General features: G+C 51.0%; 2 tRNA genes and 1 rRNA gene. All 3 read left to right on the plus strand.

What is annotated here, in order from left to right:
- The first annotated feature begins 87 nt into the window (after nt 1-87).
- The 3 genes from FB6_RS16490 (at nt 88) to FB6_RS16500 (ending at nt 1890) form a co-directional block, all read left to right on the plus strand.
- Nucleotides 88-1624, plus strand: a 16S ribosomal RNA gene (locus tag FB6_RS16490).
- A 61-nt stretch (nt 1625-1685) separates the two neighbouring features.
- Nucleotides 1686-1762 (plus strand) — tRNA-Ile (locus FB6_RS16495).
- Nucleotides 1763-1814: 52 nt separating this feature from the next.
- Nucleotides 1815-1890, plus strand: a tRNA-Ala gene (locus tag FB6_RS16500).

Genomic DNA, 1890 nt, shown 5'->3' on the forward strand with positions numbered 1-1890 from the left:
GGTAGAAATTACTCGAAGTTTATTTGAGCAAATTTTTGTCAGTAATTGATGAGCCAAGATTGGTGCACTATATGCACTATTGATTTTAAACTGAAGAGTTTGATCATGGCTCAGATTGAACGCTGGCGGCAGGCTTAACACATGCAAGTCGAGCGGGGAATTATAGCTTGCTATATGACCTAGCGGCGGACGGGTGAGTAATGCTTAGGAATCTGCCTATTAGTGGGGGACAACGTTTCGAAAGGAACGCTAATACCGCATACGTCCTACGGGAGAAAGCAGGGGATCTTCGGACCTTGCGCTAATAGATGAGCCTAAGTCGGATTAGCTAGTTGGTGGGGTAAAGGCCTACCAAGGCGACGATCTGTAGCGGGTCTGAGAGGATGATCCGCCACACTGGGACTGAGACACGGCCCAGACTCCTACGGGAGGCAGCAGTGGGGAATATTGGACAATGGGGGGAACCCTGATCCAGCCATGCCGCGTGTGTGAAGAAGGCCTTTTGGTTGTAAAGCACTTTAAGCGAGGAGGAGGCTACTAGTATTAATACTACTGGATAGTGGACGTTACTCGCAGAATAAGCACCGGCTAACTCTGTGCCAGCAGCCGCGGTAATACAGAGGGTGCGAGCGTTAATCGGATTTACTGGGCGTAAAGCGTGCGTAGGCGGCTTTTTAAGTCGGATGTGAAATCCCTGAGCTTAACTTAGGAATTGCATTCGATACTGGGAAGCTAGAGTATGGGAGAGGATGGTAGAATTCCAGGTGTAGCGGTGAAATGCGTAGAGATCTGGAGGAATACCGATGGCGAAGGCAGCCATCTGGCCTAATACTGACGCTGAGGTACGAAAGCATGGGGAGCAAACAGGATTAGATACCCTGGTAGTCCATGCCGTAAACGATGTCTACTAGCCGTTGGGGCCTTTGAGGCTTTAGTGGCGCAGCTAACGCGATAAGTAGACCGCCTGGGGAGTACGGTCGCAAGACTAAAACTCAAATGAATTGACGGGGGCCCGCACAAGCGGTGGAGCATGTGGTTTAATTCGATGCAACGCGAAGAACCTTACCTGGTCTTGACATAGTAAGAACTTTCCAGAGATGGATTGGTGCCTTCGGGAACTTACATACAGGTGCTGCATGGCTGTCGTCAGCTCGTGTCGTGAGATGTTGGGTTAAGTCCCGCAACGAGCGCAACCCTTTTCCTTATTTGCCAGCGGTTCGGCCGGGAACTTTAAGGATACTGCCAGTGACAAACTGGAGGAAGGCGGGGACGACGTCAAGTCATCATGGCCCTTACGACCAGGGCTACACACGTGCTACAATGGTCGGTACAAAGGGTTGCTACCTCGCGAGAGGATGCTAATCTCAAAAAGCCGATCGTAGTCCGGATTGGAGTCTGCAACTCGACTCCATGAAGTCGGAATCGCTAGTAATCGCGGATCAGAATGCCGCGGTGAATACGTTCCCGGGCCTTGTACACACCGCCCGTCACACCATGGGAGTTTGTTGCACCAGAAGTAGGTAGTCTAACCGTAAGGAGGACGCTTACCACGGTGTGGCCGATGACTGGGGTGAAGTCGTAACAAGGTAGCCGTAGGGGAACCTGCGGCTGGATCACCTCCTTAACGAAAGATTGACGATCGGTAAGAATCCACAACAAGTTGTTCTTCATGACGATGTATCTGAGGGTCTGTAGCTCAGTTGGTTAGAGCACACGCTTGATAAGCGTGGGGTCACAAGTTCAAGTCTTGTCAGACCCACCACTACTGACGAAGCGCAAGCCAAATCAAAGATACATTGACTTATTGATAAGCTGGGGACTTAGCTTAGTTGGTAGAGCGCCTGCTTTGCACGCAGGAGGTCAGGAGTTCGACTCTCCTAGTCTCCACCA

The organism is Acinetobacter bouvetii (assembly GCF_902753875.1).
GTDB classification, from domain to species: domain Bacteria; phylum Pseudomonadota; class Gammaproteobacteria; order Pseudomonadales; family Moraxellaceae; genus Acinetobacter; species Acinetobacter bouvetii_A.